This window comes from Pseudomonas syringae, from assembly GCF_000737245.1.
Lineage (GTDB): Bacteria > Pseudomonadota > Gammaproteobacteria > Pseudomonadales > Pseudomonadaceae > Aquipseudomonas > Aquipseudomonas syringae_J.
This window is the reverse complement of record NZ_JPQU01000100.1, coordinates 1-15,469: the sequence shown is the minus strand read 5'-3', so window position 1 is coordinate 15,469 and position 15,469 is coordinate 1. Positions and strand designations below refer to the sequence as shown.

The following is a 15,469-nucleotide window of genomic DNA, read 5'->3' as shown; positions in this document are numbered from 1 at the left end:
GCTCTTCATGCTTGCACCATAGGGCCAGGATTTTTCATATAAACATCGCGGATGTGCTTGGCCGACCAAAAGGTCAGAGCAGCTACCAGGCCGGTCGGGTTATAGCCAAGGTTTTGAGGAAACGCGCTGGCGCCAACCACGAACAGGTTGGGCACATCCCATGACTGCAGGTAGCGATTCACTACGCTCGTCTTGGGGTTCTCACCCATGATCGCGCCGCCAGTGGTGTGGGTGCTCTGGTAAGGACGCGTGTCAAAATGCGTGCCAGGCTTGCGCAGGTTCACTTCTACCTTGCCGCCGGTCGCATTGCCAATACGCTCGGCCTGGGATACCACGAACTTACTCATCTCATATTCATTGGGATGCCAGTCGAAAGTTATCCGCAACAGCGGCTTGCCGAAGGCATCGTTGTAGGTCGGATCCAGGCTCAGATAGGCGTCGCGATACGCCGCTACCGAGCCTTGCGTGCCAATGCCCATGGTCCGCTGGTAATTATCCTGAATCGCAGCTTTCCAGCCTTTACCCCATTTAGGGCCTGACTTGCCGGGGCTGCTCTGGCCAATAGGCCGTCCACCGGTGCGCCCGTGACGAATGCTCGCTCCGCCGACAAAGCCGAGTGGGCCGTGGTCGAAATGGTCACCGTTATATTCGTCGATGGCAGAGCCTGCGGCCCCTGCGCCTATGAACGGATTGAGCTGTGTGCCTTTGGGCAGTGTGATGCTGACGCCACCGCTGAAATGGTAGGCGTAGTTCTTGCCCACGACCCCTGTATTGTTTATCGGGTCATACGGTTGGCCTATTCCCGAAAGCAACAGAAGGCGCACGTTGTGCAACTGGAACGCGCTCAGAATGACTATCTTGGCCGGTTGCTCGACTTCTTGTCCCTGCGCATCGATATAACTAACGCCGGTGGCAACCTTGCCAGAGGCATCGGTGTTCACCTTGATAACTTGCGCGCGGGTGCGCAGTTGAAAGTTCTTCATGGGCATTAGCGCTGGCATGATTGAAACCTGCGGTGATGCTTTGGAATACATGTAGCAGCCGTAGTTTTCACAGAACCCGCAAAAGTTGCACGGGCCCAATCGTACGCCATAAGGATTGGTATGGGGCGCCGAAGCATTAGCCGCAGGAATCGGAAAGGGCTTCAAACCCACTTCCAGCGCGGCCTTTGCAAAGATTTGCCCGCCATAAATGCTCTTCAGCGCAGGCACCGGGTACGCCTTGCTGCGCGGCGCTTCAAGCTGGTTACCGCCTTCCATCAGCACGCCGTTGATGTTGCCCGCCGTCCCGGAAACCGCGGCGACATCTTCCCAGCGAGTGAAATAAGGTTCCAGTTCGGCATAGCTCACACCGTAATCCTGGATGGTCATGGTTTCTGGAATGAACTTCTTACCGTAACGTTCTTCATAGTGGCTACGCAGACGCAGGTCAGATTCCTGTGCTCGCCAACTCAGGCCGTTCCAATGGAATCCGGAACCGCCAACGCCAGTACCCAACAGGATGACCCCGTGCTGACGATAGGGCACGGCGACATCGTTAAGGCCGTGTCGAAACGTGACGGTCTCCTTGGACAAGTCTTGAAAGAGTTTTCCGCGTACAGAGTGAGACAGTTCATCAATTACGTTTGGATAGTTGGCGGTGGTGGGCGTGTCCTGCATTTCTCCACGCTCCAGCGCCACAACGTCAAGTCCGGCATCGGCCAGTTCCTTGGCCATGATGGCTCCGGCCCAGCCGAACCCCACTATCACGACATCTGCTGGTGGATTCTTGATCGCCATGCTTAACCCCTCTCGCCGCTGATGGATACCGGACCTAACGGATACTTCTCGTTGGGATGGTCGATCCAGTCCATGAAGTCGGCGCGCGCGCCGGGGAAACCAATCATTTTCCAGCCGGCCATGTTTCGGTTGCCGCCATAGATCGGGTCGGCGAAGTAGCCCTCCTTGCTGTTGTTGACCAGATAGGTAAACAGCAGCGAACTCTTCATCTCATCCATAGGCACCGCATTTTTTTCCAGCGCTTGGAGCACCTCGATTTGCGCCTGTTCATCGAGTTGGGCAAATGGTTTGCCTTTGTTTTGCTGGCACCATTTGTCACACGCAACGATCCCGAATCGGTAGATATCGCGAGGTGTGAGGCGTTGCTGATAACCCATTTCCGGGGGCTGGTCAGTGATGAAAGGGCCTTGCATGTACCAGAGGCCTCCGTGCCCGTAGGGCGTGTCCATCTGGCGGTCGATGAATTCGGGGATACCGCAAGTAACGGCGCCTGGGCCCAAGTCATCGGTTGGAATAATCTGTTCGGTAGCAGCGTTCACGAAGGCCCATTCTGCAGCGGTGAAGTACCGCGGTGAATAGGGTTTGCTACCGGATGCGGAAGGATTAGCGGTTGTCCGTGGCTCTGCTGCCAATACCGGTAAACCTTGGCTCGCCAGTGTTACGAGGGGGATTAATGCCAGACCACCTTGAAGAAAACGGCGGCGAGAATTGTCGTTGGACATAAGGGCTCTCACGGTGTTTTTATAATTATTCGAATATGTTTATAACTTTTCGATCTTACGACGCAATTATGACCATTCATGTCGCTTAGCGCAAACTACCGCAGTCGCTCTCAAGCCTTTCGCTATCTTTGGACGAAATCGTGGTTTTGACGCATTCGCAGCGCGCTGCATACTTTGTCCAGTTTTGGATACCCAGTGATGTACCGTGCCACTGTGAGCCCCTACAGGTATCTCACTATATGAACGCCGGAGCTGGGCTATTCGTGATGCATATGTTTGGCCATTGCACTTTCACCCCTTCGGGTCTCTAGCAGCACAAAGCTACTATGCGAGGGTCTATTCCAGCCACTGGCCTTGCATCTATGCTGGATGCCTCGCCAGATGGATGACAGATATTCGAATGACTGCATACGGCCGATTCTGTAGAAAAAGTCGGCGGTAGTTTTTGAGGCATCAAAGTAAGCGTCGGAGATTGAAAGCTTGAATGTCCGCAGCGCCGTTCAGGCTGAGATTTAACGTAGAAACGTGCTGGAGAGGCGCTTTCACCGCCCGATCTCAGGGTGTTCTGAAAAAACCGACTTTTGCAACAGGAATGGCCGAAAGCAATGGGATGGACTCCTCCTCAACTCGGCATCTTGAGTCCCAGACTGAAGGTACGAACCGCAGTCAACCGTGAGAAGGAGTCCACACATGAAGCTTATGCGCATTGGGGTCGACTTGGCCAAGAACGTGTTTCAGATCCACGGCGTGGATCGTCATGAGCAGCCGGTCTGGCGGCAGCGTCTGCCTCGCGATCGCTGGCTGCAACCGGTGCTGGAGAAGATCGAACCCGGCTGTGAGATCGGCATGGAAAGTTGCCGTGGTGCGCACCATTGGGCGTGGCGACTACAAGCACGCGGATTTCGGGTGAGGCTGATCGCGCCGCAGTTCGTCAAACCGTACGTCAAGACCATCGAACAACAGTGTATCCAGGCGACGCATCGCATCCGGGCCAGCTTAATCGAACAGCGGACGGCCAAAGCCAATCAGATTCGTGGGCTGATCGCCGAGTACCGCCTCGTTGCGCCGAAGGAATTACTGATGCTGCGTCGCGCAATGCCGTACTGGCTAGAAGATGCCGATAACGGTTTGACGGCGCGTTTTCGTCGTCTGCTGAATGGCTTGTGGGATGACCTGCGCGCACTTGATGAGCGCGTGAGCGAACTCGATGGCGAGATATCAGCGATCGCGGCGAGTGAGCCATCGGCCGTCCGTTTGCAACAGCTGCGTGGCGTCGGCCCGATGATTGCCACTGCGCTAGTTGCTGCCAGCGGTGATGCCAGTCAGTTTGCTAACGGCCGACAACTGGCCGCCTCGCTAGGGCTGACGCGAAAGCAACACAGCTCTTGGCATCAGTAAGCGTGGCGATGCTTATCTGCGAACGCTGATGATCCACGGTGCGCGGTCGGCACTGCGCACGGCCAAGTCTAAAGACGATCGACTCAGCCAGTGGGTTGTCCGTTTAGCCGAACGCTCACATCCCAAAGTGGCCGCCATCGCACTGGCCAACAAAACTGCACGCATGGCTTGGGCGATGCTGCGCAACGGCACTGATTACCAACCGGATCGGGCAGCGGCCTGACCCATTCATCCCGAGAGAAGCCCCACACACCACCATTGCGAAGCAACCCGAGCAATGGCAAACCGGTCGAACCGGCGTCGGCAAAACCCTTTAACGTCCAGGTGCGTAAAGCACGTAAAAGCAATTGGGAGCCGACGCGCGAATAGCCCCTCATGGCCCTGCATCAAAACGATGCCGCAGTAAGAGGCCGAATATACGTGTGCAGTCGGCACGGGCGCCAAAGCAAAGAGGCTTGCAACGAGGAGGAGTCCATATACGGACGATTGTCAGAGTCCAAAGCGGTAAGGCCGGCGATCCACATCATTGTGCAAGCGTAAGTCCATTTTCATGGGAATATCCAGCCAGTCGGCGGTGTCGAATTACCACGTTGGCACGGTGACAACGCTTTAATAAATCGTATACTCACGACAGGTCACCGATCGTAATCGGCATGAATAGGCATGATCATAGGTACAGATACCACAGTTCTATCGGATGGCGAGCATGATGGGCAAGCGCGTATTGGCACCGATTTAGGCAGCCATACAGGTGACCCTTTTGTAGCTGCCGTATGTGCTATGCGTACGCCGATAGTGATCACCAACCCACGTCTGAACGATAACCCCATCGTGTTCGCAAATGCCGCTTTTTACGGCTTAACCGGCTACGGTGTCGAAGAAACCGTTGGCCGTAACTGCCGTTTTCTCCAAGGCCCTGCCACGGAGCGGGACCAGGTAGCCATGGTTCGTCAGGCTCTCAGTCGACACGAACCTATCGAGATCAAGCTGCAGAACTACCGAAAAGACGGAAAATCTTTCTGGAATCATTTGCGCGTGCAACCGGTATTCGACAAAGGCGGGACTCTGCTCTATTTCGTCGCTTCGCTTTCGGCTATTACCTCCGAGCATGACCGGTTGCGGTTTTTTGACGATGATCTAACCCTTAATGAACGCGCACTTGATGCTCTGATCCGCTCGTCTACCGAGGTGCGTTATCGTATCAGCGCGAACTGGAGTGAATTGCATCAGCTTAACGGAGGTGATTTTATTCCCGATACTCAGGGAAGCGACCACCAGTGGCTTGAGCGATACATACCTCCAGAGGACCGTGATGCCGTGCGCGCCGAGATAGCACGCGCGACGCGATCCAAATCGACCTATCTAATAGAGCACCGAGTAAACCGCGTAGATGGCTCCATCGGCTGGGCCCTATCACGAGCAGTGCCCATGCTCGATGAGACGGGTGAAATCAAGGAATGGTTTGGTGCCGCTTCCGACATTACTGAACGTAAAAACGCAGAGGAAGCACTGCGCGAGGTTCACGAAAACCTAGAGGAGCGGGTCGCTCAGGCCGTAGCCGAAAGGGGGCAGTTTGAAGAACAACTGCGTCAGTCACAGAAGCTGGAAGCTATCGGCCAGCTCACAGGAGGAGTCGCGCACGACTTCAATAATTTGCTGACAGTCATTCGTTCATCGACGGACTTTCTCAAGCGACCCAACTTGTCCGATGAGCGACGCCGTCGATATGTCGATGCCATTTCTGATACCGTTGACCGAGCCACCAAGCTGACCGGGCAACTTCTTGCCTTTGCTCGCAGGCAAGCTCTCAAGCCGGAGGTTTTCGCCGCTTGCGATGCGGTCCGCTCGATCTCTGACATGATGAATACTCTCGCCGGCTCCCATATTTCCCTTAAATTTGTCCTCCCGGAAACGCCCTGCTTTGTGAAGGCTGATCCGATCCAGTTCGATACCGCCATCGTGAATATCGCGGTTAACGCCCGCGACGCGATGGGGCACAGTGGTCAACTGACCGTTTCCGTGCAGACGGTTGAGCTCCTACCTGCCATCCGTAATCACCCAGCTATACCTGGCTCCTACGTAGCAGTTGAGTTTGTCGACACGGGTTGTGGTATTGCGCCCGACAAACAGGAACTCATCTTCGAGCCTTTCTTCACCACAAAAGAGACAGGCAAGGGCACCGGCTTAGGCTTGTCGCAGGTATTCGGATTCGCCAAGCAGTCAGGGGGCGAAATCGCTGTTGAAAGTACTCTGGGGAAAGGCACCACATTTACGCTATATCTGCCACAAGTGGAGGCTATCGAAAGCTCTGTACGAGCTGAAAATTCCTTGGGGCCGTTCGATGCCTTGGGTTTGCGCGTGTTGGTCGTAGAAGACAATACCAGTTTAGGCTTGTTCGCGATTGAGATGCTGACAGATCTCGGTTACCAACCGGTGTTGGCCTCTGACGCAGAGGTCGCGCTCAATCGTCTAGCTGACAATACCGATCACTTCGACGTTGTGTTTACGGATGTTGTGATGCCGGGCATGAGCGGCATAGAGTTAGGACAAAGAATACGCAGCCTGTATCCAGATCTTCCTGTAGTACTGACTTCGGGCTACAGCCATGTGCTAGCCCAAAACGGCACTTACGGGTTTGAGCTATTGCATAAGCCTTACTCCGTGGAACAAGTCTCTCAAGTACTTTTGAAAGCAGCTAGTTGGACGCGCTGAATCTCCCCGGGTTTCGTGGACACCTCTTTGCCTTAACTGAGGCCAATTAGGGGTTGCCATGAGCAGCCCGCGTTACCCCGAAGAATTCAAAATCCAAGCGGACATCACGAATGTCTGCTCTTGGCCGATTCTGTTGAAAAAGTAGATCTCCTACCTGGCCTGCGGCAAAATCAGGCCCGGCAACGAAGAGGTCAACTGGAGCGATCCGTCGCTCAGTACTCGCGCCGTGCGTGAGTACCTTGAAGCGCTGGATGAAGAAGCGTTACGCGAAGCACTGCCTAAGCGCCTGTCATTAACTGATCCACTTTCTCGTTGGACAGCAGCACCAGGAGGCCCGGCGTTTTCCGCTTACTCGACGAACTACCTGATTGATGTCGAACATGGTGTGATCATGGATGTGGAGCCGACCCCAGCGCATCGAACCGCCGAGGTCGCGAGCACCAAGACCATGATCGAGCGGGTCGAAGAACAGTTCGACATCAAGCCGGATCGGCTCATCGGCGATACCGCTTATGGAACCGCATCTGCGTAGCGAATGGCGGGCCTTCAAGAACCAACGCTCACATATCACGAAAGCCGACACCATCATCTCCCGATCCCGACTGCGCTACTTGCTCAATGAAAGAGCAATGCTGCCCAACACCTCGTTCCGAAAAATCGCCCGTAGCATCCATGAGAGCGCGCGCGAAGTTGCGCTGCGCATCGCCAAGACACCTTAATACCAGTGCTCTCGCAATGAGCGCAAGAAGGTCGAAATGTTGTTCGCTCATCTCAAGCGAATCCTGAAACTGGATCGGTTGCGACTACGAGGAATGACCGGTGCGAACGACGAACTCACCTTGGCGGCTGCGGTACAGAATCTAAGACGACTGGCGAAACTGACCTATCAAGGGCCACCGACTACGGGATAGGTGCGCCTGGGATCAGCAAAAACCTTCAAATCAACCTACTAACCAAGCTGCAACCATCAACGCAGAACCGGAAAGCCACGCAACGTGGTGACCAGGTTCTGAAACGAGGGCCAACGTCGCCTTCTTACAGCCTGAAATTCCGAATTTTTCAACAGAATCGGCCAGAAGCAGACATCTGACCAGCGCGACTACATCCTTATTAGTCGTCCAAGCTTTCGTCCTAGCTTTCCGCCAAGCTCTCCTATCAATCAACGCCTGGATATCTGCGAAGACGTCCGAAGCCAGACTGGCCGGGACACCTCAACAGTCAAAGATTCCACCCTCATCCCGGTTTTGGCCGCAGGTGACGAAGATGCCCGTTCCAAAAAGCTGCTTCAACCGCATTACCAACACGCCTACGAATGCGCCGTTGTCGACGTCTTCAGGGAAGTGGAAACGGAATAAGTCAAACAGCTTTTGCCCGACGTCTTCGCACGGGACCAGTTGACTCCGGATGCGGACACTGGTGTCCAACTTTAACAGTCAGTCGAATCGGCGATTAAACGTTTTCGCGATCCGCTTACACCTCCGGCTGTCCGATCAAGCACATTAGAGGTAAGCGGTAGGGGCGCGTATCCTTCGCACCCAATACGTAACGACTTGAACACTGGCCCAGCATGGTTTTTATTTCAGGTATTTCGCTTCCAGCTCGCGCATCTGTATATCTCCTTGCAAAGCAATGATTTCTTTCACCGAAGGCAAAGACCTGTCAACTTCCCTGATGCCTCCTTCGGCTCTGATCGCTGCGAATACCTTGCGCATCGCCCCTACTGCGGCCCTGATTGCATGGTTCCCGTAAATGACGATACCGACCTTGCCCAGCGCAGCTATATCCGCCTCGGTCAGTTGAGGGTACGCCGTTGGTACCAGCACCAACGGTACTGTGCCCTTCCATGCATCGATAAACGCGAGTACCTCATCGGGGGTTTTCTGTTTCGAGTGAATGAGAATGGCATCAGCTCCAGCCTCTGCATAAGCTTCGGCTCGCTGGATAGCCTCTGCTTGTCCATGACCTGCGATCAGTGCCTCGGTGCGGGCGATCACCACGAAGTCCGGATCACGACGCGCGTTTGTCGCCGCAGCCACTTTGCCCTGAAACTCCTCTATCCGGACAAGCTCCTGACGGCCCTCGGCGCGCAGACTCGTATCCTTGGGAAACGTCTTGTCTTCCATGACGATTGCCGATGCCCCCGCCGCTTCGTACTGCGGCACGACATAGCTCACGTTGATGGCGTTGCCAAATCCGGTATCGATATCGGCGATCAACGGGATCGAAATCACAGATGCAATCGCTCTCATCATTTCCAGATGCGTGCCTGCCGACAGGATGTTGGCATCGGGAACGGCGTAACTCGCAGACAGCTCGAAGCCACTGCCCCAGATTCCTGAAAAGCCGGCTTCCTGCGCAAGCTTTGCAGCCAGTGGGTTGTGGGCAGCCATCGCCGTGAAAAGCTTGCCGCTGGCCAGCGCGCTGCGAAGGGTTTGGTTTTTGGTCATAGTCAGATCTCGTTGAGCTAATGGGTTGCGGGAGTGGACATGCCTGTCAGCGAAGCTGCGAACATGCCTGGGCGATCCGGATCATGGCTTCAGCCAATTCGTCATCGGAGGCCGCGTAAGAGACCCGGAAGTGACCCGGCAGCTCAAATGCACTGCCTGGCACTACAGCGACACCCACACTGCGCAAGATGTACATGGCCAGATCGGCGTCCGTCTCGATCAGGTTTCCCTGCGGATCACGGCTGCCCAAAAGCCCCATGCATCCTGGAAAGGCATAGAACGCACCCTGTGGCACGTCGCAGGTGAGCCCTTCGATGGCTTGAAGTGCGGCGACCACGCGGTCGCGACGCTGGCGAAACGAGTCGATGAACCGGGGCAGGAAATCCATCGCCCCGTCCAATGCGGCAACAGCGGCGGCCTGGCTTATTGAACTGGTATGCGACGTCGACTGCGACTGAATCAAGTTCATGGCCTTGATCAGCGCAAGAGGGCCAGCGCCGAAACCCACTCGCCACCCGGTCATGGCGTAAGACTTCGACACCCCATTAATGGTCAGCGTACGGGCGGCCAGTTGGGGGGTCACCGCAGCAGGCGTTGCGAACGGCGTATCGTCGTAGCGAATCTTTTCGTAGATATCATCAGCCATCAGCCACACATGAGGATGGCGTAGCAATACTTCGCCGAGGGCAGCCAGCTCAGCATGGCTGTACACCGCTCCGCTGGGGTTGGAAGGCGAGTTGAGCATCAGCCACTTCGTACGCGGCGTGATGGCCTGCTCCAGTTGCGTCGGGGTGATCTTGAACCCCTTGGCGGCGCCACACCTCACGATCACTGGCTGGCCGCCAGCCAGGAGCACCATTTCGGGGTACGACACCCACGCAGGTGTCGGCACGATGACTTCATCGCCAGGATTGAGCGTTGCCTGCAAGGCGTTGTATAGAACCTGCTTGGCTCCGCACCCTATCTGGATTTGCTCAGGGGTGAAGTCGAGTTCATTGTCACGCTTGAACTTCCGGACCACGGCTTCCCGCAAGGCGAGCGTACCGGCCACGTCGGTGTACCTTGATTCATTGCGGTCGATCGCGGCCTTCGCGGCGTCACGGATATGTTCAGGCGTCGGAAAGTCAGGTTCACCCTGGCTGAGGGTAATGACATCGCGGCCCTCACGTTTGAGCTGATTGGCAAGCCTGGTCATTTCCTTGGTGGCGGAGGGCTTAGCACCCAACACACGTTGCGCGATGAAGTGTTCGGTATCAATGGCGGCAGTAGTTGTCATTCGACAGTTCCTATTTTCAGGCGAAAGATCCATCGGGCGATGGCCAGCGGAATGAAGATTGTCAGGAGCAAGACGAGGCTGTAGGCGCAAGCGAGGGCGAGGCGATCACTGTCGACCTGCTGGAATATTTCGATGGGCACTGTGCTCATACCGCCGAAATACAGGACGATCGTGGCGGACAGCTCGGACAGCGTAGTCACCCACATCAAGACAGCCGCCGCCGCTACTGAAGGACCGATGACGGGTAGAACCACCTTGAAGAAACTTCGGATCGGGTTCACGCCCAGACTCATCGATGCTTCTTCGATCGAATCCTTGAGGTTATGTAATGGGCCAATTGCAGCGCGAACGCTGGTGGGCACTCGTCGCAGGAAATAGGCGAGCGCCATGATCACCCAGCTCCCTGTAAGCACCAGCCAACCGCTACCGAAGTTGTTGATGAGCGCAATACCTAACACCGTACCCGCGATGGTCAGTGGTAGGGTGACCAGAACGTCAAGCGTGTGAGTCAGCGCTGCGCGTCGTTTGACTATGAGGTAGGCAGCAATGATGGCGAACAAGGTCCCTGCTATCGTCGCGACTGTAGCGAGAATCAGCGAGTGGTAGAGCGCTTGGGGCGCACGAATCAAGACATGGGCGATGTTGTCCAGCGTGAAGCTACCGTAACGGAGCACGGGGCCGGAGGTCGGGGTAAAGGCGGTGACGCTCACGACCGCAGCGGGTAGCATCGAGAGCGCGACCACCAGGATGACGCTTAAGGCCGCAACCACTGCACGCCAGCCGGTAATCGACGATGCATCCGGGCTGCGTCCAGACTCCATCTGGAATTGCCGACGCTCAACGACAAACTTCTGCACCAGTAAGACAACAGCGCCGAGAACGACCAGCAGTGAGGCCATGGTCGTCTGCATCTGTGCGTTACCGCCCATTTCACTGACGAACTCCTGGTAAGCCTTGACCGCCAAGACAGGCGTGCGAGCGCCAAGGATCGCCGGCACGCCGAAGCTGCCAATCACGTGAGTAAACACAATCATCGCGCCGGCAAAGATCGAGGGCATTAGCATCGGCATCGTCACTCCGCAGATCACTCGACTCATGGGTCGCCCAAGACTCTGCGCCGCTTCTTCCAGGTTGCGATCCATGGATTTAAGCCCTACGTACACCGCCACGAAGGCGTAGACGTAATTGTTGAGCGTCATAACAAAGATCAGACCCCACCAGGAATAAATGGAAGGCAGTGTCACGCCAAGTGGCGCAATAAGCGTGTTGACGATGCCCTGCTTGCCCAGCACCAGCACCCATGCAGCTGCCACCACGACATCTGGAATGACAAGCGTGACAAGGGGTAGAGCGCTGACCAGGCCCACCAGCGGAAACTTGCAGCGAGCCACGATGATAGCCAGACTGCCCCCAACCAGCATGGAACTGACAGTCACCGCGACCCCGAGTATCAGCGTGTTCGTGAATGCCTCACGATAGGCGCGATCCGAGAAAAACCGCACGTAACCGTCTAGATTAACTGACCCATCAGGGCCGATTAGCGACTTGCTCAGCATGGTTCCAAGTGGCCAGATCAGAAAAATGCCGAGCACGGCAATTGCCAGCACCGCCAATGCCAGCCATACCGGATCGCGTCTTAGAGTGCCTAGCATGGCCGACCCTCGACAATGTGCGCAGTGCGCGGAATGTCCAGTGCAACAGCGTCGCCGCGCACATGCAAAGGAATGCGAGGCGAAGCCCAGGCGTCGACCTGAAGTGCGCCGGCAGCGGTTCGTACCGTGTACCCCACCGTACTACCGCGATATTCAACGTGCTCGATGACACCGCGCACATCTTCGCTCTGGTCCGAGCCAGCCGCCTGGAGGCGGATCTCCGCACCACGCACTGCCAACAGAGACCCAGGCTTCCAGGGGGCGTCGCTGTTGGTGAACAATGTGCCCACCGGTGTTTTCAATCTCCTGGCTCCACAGGGGGCGGCAGGCAACTCTTCGAGGATAGGAATGAGATTCGCGTTGCCAACGAAATCCGCAGCGAACGCCGTACGAGGCTTGGCGTAGATCTGCTGCGGTGTGCCGATTTGCACCACCTGGCCGCGATCCATGACCGCGATCTGGTCAGACATTGCCAGTGCTTCTTCTTGATCATGCGTCACGAAAACGGTGGTGATGCCGGCCTCCTGCTGAAGCTCGCGTATCATCGCGCGCAGTTCGACACGCAGCTTTACGTCCAGCGCCGAGAGCGGCTCGTCGAGCAACAGCAGTTTGGGCTCAATGACCAATGCCCGTGCCATTGCCACCCGCTGGCGCTGCCCCCCGGACAGCGCAGCGGGGGCGCGATCCTTGAACGCTTCCAGGCCGACCCGCTTGAGCATCGCATTCGCCCGGTCAGCGGCCTGAGCCTTAGTTACGTTACGCGCCAGCAGGCCATAAGCGACGTTGGCGAGTACGGAGCGGTCAGGAAACAAGGCGTAATCTTGGAACACAATACCGACGCCTCGGCGGTGGACAGGGATTCCGGTGACATCTTCAGTGCCAAATCGAATGCATCCGGAATCAGGATGGACAAAGCCCGCCAGCATGCGCAGCAATGTGGTCTTGCCACACCCTGAAGGCCCTAGAAGAGTGAAAAACTGACCGCTCGGAATGACCAGATCCAATTGCTTGAATAGCGTATGCGCACCGTAACTCTGTTCAATTTTTTCGAATGAAACTTGCATGGGTTAAACCTTGAGTCAGATGATCAGTTGGATGAAACAAGCTGGCGCCATTGCGCGAGAAACGCAGCGCGGTCTTCTTCCATCTGGTGATCGTCCAGCGGGATAACCTTGATGCTCCGCAAGGCAGGCAGCTCGGACAGTTTGGTGACATCGATGTCCGTGCGCAGGGGACGGCGATACGCTGATTTGAAAATCTCGATCTGCACTGCCTGAGATGCCAAGAAGTCATAAAGCTTGCGAGCCTCGGCAGGGTGCTTCCCCCCTTTTATCAGCGCCATACCTTCAGGAGACAGGAACGTGCCTTCTGCTGGATAGACCAGTTTGATGTCCTTCATCCCGCCGGCAACATACTGGTAAGCGGCGTATTCCATGGTGACCGCTACGGCGAATTCACCATTGGCGACACCCTGATAGGCCGCTGATGTGGTGCCAACGATGACGGCGTTACGCACAATCTGCGAATAGACAGCGTCGCCCAAGGTCTTTCTCAAACCGTAGAGCGCCACGTAGGACGCGCTGCTGAACAGCGGATCAGCAATCACTATCCGGCCTTTCCATTTTGCATCGGCCAGATCGGCCCAGCCTGCTGGCAATTTCCCGTCCGGTGCCTGGCGGGTGTTGACCATCAGCACGGTCACATGTGTGTTAGTGCCCAGCCATTGATCACTAGGTGCGCGGTACTGCGAGGGCACAGCGCTCGCCTCGGGCGATTTGTATGGTTCGAGCTGGTCTTGAAATGCTCCTATCGTCGACAGTCCTCCTGACCAGAAAATGTCACCCAGCGGATTGGCGTTCTCTGCTTTGATTCTTTGCATCAGTGCGCCGGTCCCGGCGCGAACGACCGACACGTTGATCTCGGGATTCTGTTTTTCGAATTGGTCTACCAGGGTGCTGACGGTCTGGACATCGTTGGATGAATAGAGAATGACATCCGAGGCGAATGCTGCGCTGCTCTGAAGTCCGATAATGATTAAAGCGCATGATATGAATTTCGTTTTAAGCATGATTTTCGACTCTGGGCTGATGGGCGGCAGGGAGTCGATGATAGATACTGCTTTGTTAAAGTAAAATGTCAGCAGTCCCGTACCACCATATTCGCGCAGACCAACGATGAGGTTTAGTCATGATTGAAAAAGCGGTGATTCCCATGGGCGCGATTCGGGTATTCACGACAGTCGCAAGGTTCGGCAATTTCACCCGCGCGGGAGAGGTTCTGGGTGTAACGCAGAGCGCCGTCAGTCGGCAGATTGCCGGACTGGAGTCCCTGGCAGCATTGAAGCTGTTTGAGCGCCGAGGCCCAAGCATCGCCTTGACGCCTGCCGGTTCTCAGTTCTATGAAGCGGTGAGAGACGCGGTTTCGACCATCGAATTGGCTACCCAGCAGATGATTCAGGGCCAGAAAAGCCATGATCGACTGATTGTACGAACGTCTATGCCCAGCTTCGCGATGACGGTCGTGGTCCCGACGCTTGGCGCCTTCATGGACAGCCATCACGTCCAGGTTGACCTCATCACTTCACTGTCAGCACCGTTGCCACAGGATGAATTCGACGTGTTGATCACCCGCGACTTGATTATCCATGGCACGGAAAGCTGGGAGCTGATAAAGGAAGACCTGGTCTGCGTGGGTGCACCAGCGTTGGTCGCAGCCCATCGAGCCCAAGCGCTCTACAACTGGCCACTGATCGCAGCAAAATCCAGGCCCGACGCCATACCAATCTGGGCGGTGGCCATGGATATTCCGGTAGATCGGCTGCACGTAGGCGCCGTCTACGACCATCTCTTTCTAGCGGTGGCGGCGGCAATCGGCGGCGCTGGGCTGCTCGTCGTACCTCGCGTGGTGATCCAGGATCAACTGCGCAACGGCACACTAACTCTCGCGGTCAACGAGCCGGTTGCGTCCGGAGCCACCTATCTGGCCTACGTGAATACGCACAGCCAACATGTCGACTCGGCACGTCATTTTTGTCGTTGGCTGAAGCGGATGTTGCGTGATAGAACGCAGATCAATTGAGTATGCAATTTCCCAAAATCATCAATCCGTATGAACCTTGGCTGCGGATCGGCAGTCACCATCGCTAACTTAGCTTGTAGACACTCTCTGCCGCACACGAGAGTCCGCTTGAGTTGTTCTGTCTTTCGCGACAGGCAGAAATCGGCCGATTCTGTTGAAAAAGTCGGAATTTCAGGCTGGAAGAAGGCGACGTTGGCCCTCGTTTTAGAACCTGGTCACCACGTTGCGTGGCTTTCCAGTTCTGCGTTGACCGTTGCAGCTTGGTTAATAGGTTAATTTGAGGGTTTTTGCTGATTCCGGGCGCACCTATCCCGTAGTCGGTGGCCCTTGAGAGGTCAGTTTCGCCAGTCGTCTTAGATTCTGTACCGCAGCCGCCAAGGTGAATTCGTCGTTCGCACCGGTCATT

10 protein-coding genes and 2 pseudogenes are annotated in these 15,469 nt (G+C 56.0%); 4 read left to right on the top strand and 8 right to left on the bottom strand.

Annotated elements, in window-relative coordinates:
* Positions 1-5 precede the first annotated feature (5 nt).
* Positions 6-1,778 (bottom strand): GMC family oxidoreductase, encoded by a 1,773-nt coding sequence (locus IV01_RS01560; RefSeq protein WP_032631633.1) that lies wholly within the window; start codon positions 1,776-1,778, stop codon positions 6-8.
* Between the two features lie 2 nt (positions 1,779-1,780).
* Positions 1,781-2,500 carry a gluconate 2-dehydrogenase subunit 3 family protein gene (locus tag IV01_RS01565; protein ID WP_032631632.1) on the bottom strand — a complete coding sequence of 240 codons (720 nt, stop codon included), beginning with the start codon at positions 2,498-2,500 and terminating at the stop codon, positions 1,781-1,783.
* Positions 2,501-3,190: 690 nt separating this feature from the next.
* Between IV01_RS01565 and IV01_RS0125610 the strand changes: the two are divergent.
* From IV01_RS0125610 to IV01_RS0125605, 3 genes and pseudogenes are all read left to right on the top strand, one after another.
* Positions 3,191-4,121 (top strand): annotated as a pseudogene (locus IV01_RS0125610) (IS110 family transposase).
* Positions 4,122-4,561: 440 nt separating this feature from the next.
* The gene (locus IV01_RS01570) at positions 4,562-6,610 is read left to right on the top strand and encodes a PAS domain S-box protein (RefSeq protein WP_080290416.1); all 2,049 of its coding nucleotides are present in this window, start codon (positions 4,562-4,564) and stop codon (positions 6,608-6,610) included.
* Between the two features lie 184 nt (positions 6,611-6,794).
* A pseudogene (locus IV01_RS0125605) lies at positions 6,795-7,521 on the top strand (transposase); the annotation flags it as partial.
* 300 nt (positions 7,522-7,821) lie between these two features.
* On the opposite strand, the gene IV01_RS27320 reads toward IV01_RS0125605, so the two are convergent.
* From IV01_RS27320 to IV01_RS01595, 6 genes are all read right to left on the bottom strand, one after another.
* Positions 7,822-8,034 carry a DUF6196 family protein gene (locus IV01_RS27320; protein ID WP_324294267.1) on the bottom strand — a complete coding sequence of 71 codons (213 nt, stop codon included), beginning with the start codon at positions 8,032-8,034 and terminating at the stop codon, positions 7,822-7,824.
* Between the two features lie 150 nt (positions 8,035-8,184).
* Positions 8,185-9,057: a phosphonopyruvate hydrolase gene (locus tag IV01_RS01575; protein ID WP_032631631.1), complete on the bottom strand. Its 873-nt coding sequence runs from the start codon at positions 9,055-9,057 to the stop codon at positions 8,185-8,187.
* A 46-nt stretch (positions 9,058-9,103) separates the two neighbouring features.
* The gene (locus tag IV01_RS01580; protein WP_032631630.1) at positions 9,104-10,333 is read right to left on the bottom strand and encodes a pyridoxal phosphate-dependent aminotransferase; all 1,230 of its coding nucleotides are present in this window, start codon (positions 10,331-10,333) and stop codon (positions 9,104-9,106) included.
* Positions 10,330-11,985, bottom strand: coding sequence for an ABC transporter permease (locus tag IV01_RS01585; RefSeq protein ID WP_032631629.1), 1,656 nt, complete (start codon positions 11,983-11,985; stop codon positions 10,330-10,332). Before IV01_RS01585 ends, IV01_RS01580 begins: the two co-directional genes overlap by 4 nt.
* Positions 11,979-13,049, bottom strand: coding sequence for an ABC transporter ATP-binding protein (locus tag IV01_RS01590; protein WP_032631628.1), 1,071 nt, complete (start codon positions 13,047-13,049; stop codon positions 11,979-11,981). The genes IV01_RS01585 and IV01_RS01590 overlap by 7 nt, the downstream gene beginning before the upstream one ends.
* Positions 13,050-13,072: 23 nt before the next feature.
* The gene (locus IV01_RS01595; protein WP_032631626.1) at positions 13,073-14,053 is read right to left on the bottom strand and encodes an ABC transporter substrate-binding protein; all 981 of its coding nucleotides are present in this window, start codon (positions 14,051-14,053) and stop codon (positions 13,073-13,075) included.
* A 119-nt stretch (positions 14,054-14,172) separates the two neighbouring features.
* Between IV01_RS01595 and IV01_RS01600 the strand changes: the two genes are divergently transcribed.
* Positions 14,173-15,063 (top strand): LysR family transcriptional regulator, encoded by an 891-nt coding sequence (locus IV01_RS01600; protein WP_229636171.1) that lies wholly within the window; start codon positions 14,173-14,175, stop codon positions 15,061-15,063.
* Positions 15,064-15,469: the final 406 nt, after the last annotated feature.

Excerpts from the sequence above, each read along its gene's own strand:
- IV01_RS01560 (WP_032631633.1), bottom strand. The coding sequence starts at position 1,778 with ATGGCGATCAAGAATCCACCAGCAGATGTCGTGATAGTGGGGTTCGGC.
- IV01_RS01565 (WP_032631632.1), bottom strand. The coding sequence starts at position 2,500 with ATGTCCAACGACAATTCTCGCCGCCGTTTTCTTCAAGGTGGTCTGGCA.
- IV01_RS01570 (WP_080290416.1), top strand. The coding sequence starts at position 4,562 with ATGATCATAGGTACAGATACCACAGTTCTATCGGATGGCGAGCATGAT.
- IV01_RS01575 (WP_032631631.1), bottom strand. The coding sequence starts at position 9,057 with ATGACCAAAAACCAAACCCTTCGCAGCGCGCTGGCCAGCGGCAAGCTT.
- IV01_RS01580 (WP_032631630.1), bottom strand. The coding sequence starts at position 10,333 with ATGACAACTACTGCCGCCATTGATACCGAACACTTCATCGCGCAACGT.
- IV01_RS01585 (WP_032631629.1), bottom strand. The coding sequence starts at position 11,985 with ATGCTAGGCACTCTAAGACGCGATCCGGTATGGCTGGCATTGGCGGTG.
- IV01_RS01590 (WP_032631628.1), bottom strand. The coding sequence starts at position 13,049 with ATGCAAGTTTCATTCGAAAAAATTGAACAGAGTTACGGTGCGCATACG.
- IV01_RS01595 (WP_032631626.1), bottom strand. The coding sequence starts at position 14,053 with ATGCTTAAAACGAAATTCATATCATGCGCTTTAATCATTATCGGACTT.
- IV01_RS01600 (WP_229636171.1), top strand. The coding sequence starts at position 14,173 with ATGATTGAAAAAGCGGTGATTCCCATGGGCGCGATTCGGGTATTCACG.